Raw genomic sequence first — 4345 nt, forward strand, 5'->3', positions numbered from 1 at the left:
TTATTCGCACAGGCCTTTGCAGGTCTTAGACCAAAGCCGCGACGATCCGCGCCCAAGAGCGCGCGCCCTTGGCAAAGCTTTCAAGATCATATTTTTCATTGGGCGAATGGATGCGGTCATCATCCAGCGCAAAGCCGATCAGCATCGTATCCATGCCCAGGATATGCTGGAAATCACCCGCAATCGGGATCGATCCACCCGCGCCGATAAACGCAGCCTCGCGGCCCCATTCGTCGGTCAGGGCCTGTTTGGCGATACCAAAGGCCGCATCGCTGATATCCATGTGGCTGGCCGGGCTGCCGCCATGCGGCTTGTAGCTCAGCGAGCAATCCGCTGGGATAAACTTTGCCATATGGGCGCGGAAGGCGTCGCGGATCTTGTCGGGGTCTTGCTGGCCGACCAGGCGGAAGCTGACTTTGGCATTGGCTTCACCGGGCAGCACGGTCTTGAAACCTTCGCCAGTATATCCGCCGGACATGCCGTTGATTTCAAAGGTGGGCTGGCTCCAGACCATTTCCAGCGCGGTGCGACCTTTTTCACCGATGGGCGCATTCAGGCCGACGCCACCCAAGAATGCGCTCGCGTCAAAGCCAAGCGATTGCCAGTCATCGCGCAGGGTCTCGGTCAGTTCAGGAACGCCGTCGTAAAAGCCCGGCAGGGTGATGCGGCCATTTTCATCCTTCAACGCTGCAAAGGCATTGCACAGGATTTGCAATGGGTTAGCGGCAAGACCTCCGAAAGAGCCTGAGTGCAGATCGCGGTCCGCAGCGCGAAGGGTGATTTCCTCGCCATAAAGGCCGCGCAGCTGGGTGGTGATCGCGGGGCGACCGTCGGAATAGCGGCTAGTGTCGCAGATCGCGGCGATATCGGCCTTCAGTTCAGCTGCATTGGCGCGCAAGAAAGGTTGAAGGCTGGGCGAGCCGGATTCCTCTTCGCCCTCAAACAGCAAGGTGATGCCGGGGGGCAGTTCGCCATGAACCGCTTTCCAAGCGCGCATCGCCTCGACAAAGGTCATCAGCTGCCCCTTGTCGTCCGAGGCCCCGCGGCCGCGAATGACCTTGCCAGCTGCCGTGTCCTCGATTGCTGGCTCGAAGGGCGGACGGTCCCAAAGGTTCAGCGGATCGACCGGTTGCACGTCATAGTGACCATAGAACAAGATCCTGCGACCCTTGCCGGGTTGGGAATGGGCCACGACCATCGGATATCCCGTGGTTTCACGGATCGAGGCGTCAAAGCCGATCGCTTTCAGATCTGCACACAGCCATTCCGCAGCGCGACGGACATCTTGCGCGAATGCAGGATCGGTCGAGATCGATGGAATGCGCAGAAAGTCGAGCAGCCGATCCAGTGCCTGCGGCAGGTCTTGATCGAGACGCTCTAGCACAGTGTCGATTGTGTTTCCGGTTGCCATTTTTTCAAGCTTTCCTGATAGTTTTCATAAGAATTTGAATGCCCCGATCGTCGCAATGCGACAATTTTGCACTGTCCTTTCTCGGCTCGCGACCTTATCTAAGTTCGGAGTCGCGGGATCGGACAATGATCCTCCCAGCGTGTAAGTTCAAGCAAGGCAAGGGGCCAAGCGATGGATTATTCAGCCGCAATCGATCAGGCGATCAGCAGGCTTCATGAAGAAGGCCGCTATCGTACCTTCATCGACATCGAGCGGCGGAAGGGTGTCTACCCTCAGGCCGTCTGGACGCGTCCGGACGGAACCGAGACCGAGATAACCGTCTGGTGTGGAAATGATTATCTGGGCATGGGCCAGCACCCGGCGGTGCTTGGTGCGATGCATGAGGCGTTGGATTCGACCGGTGCGGGTTCGGGCGGCACGCGCAATATTTCGGGGACCACGGTTTATCACCGCCGTCTTGAGGCCGAACTGGCCGATCTGCACCAGAAGGAAGCCGCGCTGGTTTTCTCAAGCGCATATACGGCGAATGATTCGACGCTTTCGACGCTGCGCAAGCTGTTTCCCGGTCTGATCATTTATTCCGACGAGCTGAATCATGCCTCGATGATCGAGGGGATCAAGCGTTTTGACGGTCCAAAGCGGATTTTCCGGCACAATGATCTGGCACATCTGCGTGAACTGCTGGCCGCAGATGACCCAGCCGCGCCCAAGCTGATCGCTTTCGAGTCGATCTACTCGATGGATGGCGATTTTGGGCCGATCGCGCAGATTTGCGATCTGGCCGATGAATTCAATGCATTGACCTATCTGGACGAGGTTCATGCGGTTGGCATGTACGGCAAGCGTGGCGGCGGCGTCGCCGAGCGCGATAACCTGTGCGACCGCATCGACTTTTTCAACGGCACGCTTGGCAAGGCCTTTGGCGTGTTCGGGGGCTATATCGCCGCCAGCGCCAAGATGATCGATGCGATCCGCAGCTATGCGCCGGGCTTTATCTTCACGACCTCTTTGCCGCCAGCGATTGCGGCAGGGGCGGCGGCCTCGATCGCCTTTCTCAAGACCGAGGCCGGCCAAGAGCTGCGCGACAAGCAACAGCTTCATGCCAAGATCCTGAAGATGCGCCTGCGCGCGATGGGGATGCCGATTGTCGATCATGGCAGCCATATCGTGCCGGTCCATGTCGGCCATCCCAAGCATTGCAAGGCTTTGTCCGACCTGCTGTTGGCGGAATACGGCATCTACGTGCAGCCGATCAACTTTCCGACCGTACCGCGCGGCACCGAGCGGCTGCGTTTTACGCCCTCGCCAGTGCATGACCCCAAGCAGATCGAGCATCTGGTTCGGGCCATGGACGCGCTCTGGTCCCAATGCTCATTAAACCGCTCATCTTCCGTCGCTTAAGACCTTTGTTGGTGAAATGCTCTCGCCGCCGTGATATTCCTAAATTAAAGAAACTGTGGGACAACGTCGATTCGCACAGGCATAATCGGCAGCATAGGGCAGGCGCAAAATGATCGGGCTGAGGGGCAATTCCCCGGCAGAGAATGAAGAACTCCCGGTGGGTGTACCACCGGGATATGAAGACACCGACGATATTCGTCTTGGTGATTTGATGCGCGGTGAACGCGCAACCATGGGAAAATCCTTACTGGATGTTCAGCGCGAGTTGCGCATCCGTGCGTCATTTGTGGCGGCCATCGAAAATTGCGATGTCACTGCCTTTGATGCGCCAAGTTTTATCCCGGGTTACGTCCGCTCTTACGCGCGCTATCTGGCGATGGATCCAGATTGGACTTTTCAAAGATTTTGTACGGAATCGGGTTTTCGCCCGCCGCATGGCCTGGCCGCCGCAGCCTCTGGGCCAAAGCCGCAGCGCCGCCCCTCGGATCCGGCTGAGGCCCTGGCCAACCCCCACGCGCTTTTCCTGCCGCAGCAGCCCAGCTTCTGGTCCTCGGTCGAGCCGCGCGCCGTGGGATCTGTTCTGGTCATGGCGCTTTTGGTCTGTGGATTGGGCTATGGCGGCTGGGCCGTCTTGCAAGAGGTTCAAAAGGTCAATCTGACGCCGGGTGAACATGCGCCGGGCGTGGTTGCAAACCTTGACCCGGTTCAGGATGCCTCATTGCCCGAGGCCTTTGACAGCGCGCAAGTCAATCTTCCTCAGCCCGAGGGGCTTGACCGGATCTATCGCCCGCAGGTGCTGGAGGTTCCTGTCCTGACCGCACGCGACGGGCCGATTGCCGCGATTGATCCCGGCCTGACCAGTTCGAGTAGCCAAAGCGTTCTGGCGGCATCGGGCACTGGCACCTCGGCGCAACCCTCGACGGATGCGGCAGTGGCTGAGGGAACGGGCGCGATCTTTCCGATGGCGCCGGGTGGCGCAACCCTGGCAATGGGTCCCAACCAATCTGGTGATGGCACCGCTCCGGTTCGCACTGTCGCCCCCGATGCCCCCGAGATCGAACTTCTGGCCGCCCGCGCCGCCTGGGTCCGTGTGACCTCGGCAGAGGGTACGGTGCTGTTGGAAAAAACCATGAATGCAGGCGAGCGTTTCGCTTTGCCCAAACTCGAGGCGCCGCCGGTGTTGCGGGCGGGTAATTCGGGTGCGGTCTATTTCGCGGTCAACGGCCAGACCTATGGCCCGGCGGCTCCGGGTTCTCAGGTGGTCAAGAATGTCGAGCTGTCGGCTGGGGCTTTGACCCAGAAGTTCGCCTTTGCTGACATCAGCAAAGACCCCGAGCTGGCCGAGATGGTCGCCTTGGCCTCTGCCGGTCCGCCTGCAAGCGACACTGCGGATGTTGCGGCAACCAGCCTTCCCGAGTGATTGGGTGGTGACGCGCAGGGCAGGCTTTGGTTTTTTGCCCTGCACAAACCGCTGTGATAGTTTTATGCGCCTATATCGGGCGCCTCGAACGCAACCGTGACCTTATTTCCCGC

Annotated in this window: 3 protein-coding genes; 2 read left to right on the forward strand and 1 reads right to left on the reverse strand. The window is 59.4% G+C overall.

The features are described 5' to 3' along the window. Window positions 1-25 precede the first annotated feature (25 nt). Window positions 26-1411 carry a M20/M25/M40 family metallo-hydrolase gene (locus tag RTS12_RS20165; protein WP_312531853.1) on the reverse strand — a complete coding sequence of 462 codons (1386 nt, stop codon included), beginning with the start codon at window positions 1409-1411 and terminating at the stop codon, window positions 26-28. A gap of 171 nt (window positions 1412-1582) precedes the next feature. Here RTS12_RS20165 and hemA point away from each other — a divergent pair, with 171 nt between their 5' ends. Both hemA and RTS12_RS20175 read left to right on the forward strand, forming a co-directional pair. Further along, window positions 1583-2812: a 5-aminolevulinate synthase gene (hemA, locus tag RTS12_RS20170; RefSeq protein ID WP_312531855.1), complete on the forward strand. Its 1230-nt coding sequence runs from the start codon at window positions 1583-1585 to the stop codon at window positions 2810-2812. Between the two features lie 109 nt (window positions 2813-2921). Further along, window positions 2922-4232: a RodZ domain-containing protein gene (locus RTS12_RS20175; protein WP_312531857.1), complete on the forward strand. Its 1311-nt coding sequence runs from the start codon at window positions 2922-2924 to the stop codon at window positions 4230-4232. The last annotated feature ends 113 nt before the right edge of the window (window positions 4233-4345 follow it).

Origin of the sequence: Paracoccus sp. (in: a-proteobacteria), from assembly GCF_032007265.1 — a bacterium.
GTDB lineage: Bacteria > Pseudomonadota > Alphaproteobacteria > Rhodobacterales > Rhodobacteraceae > Paracoccus.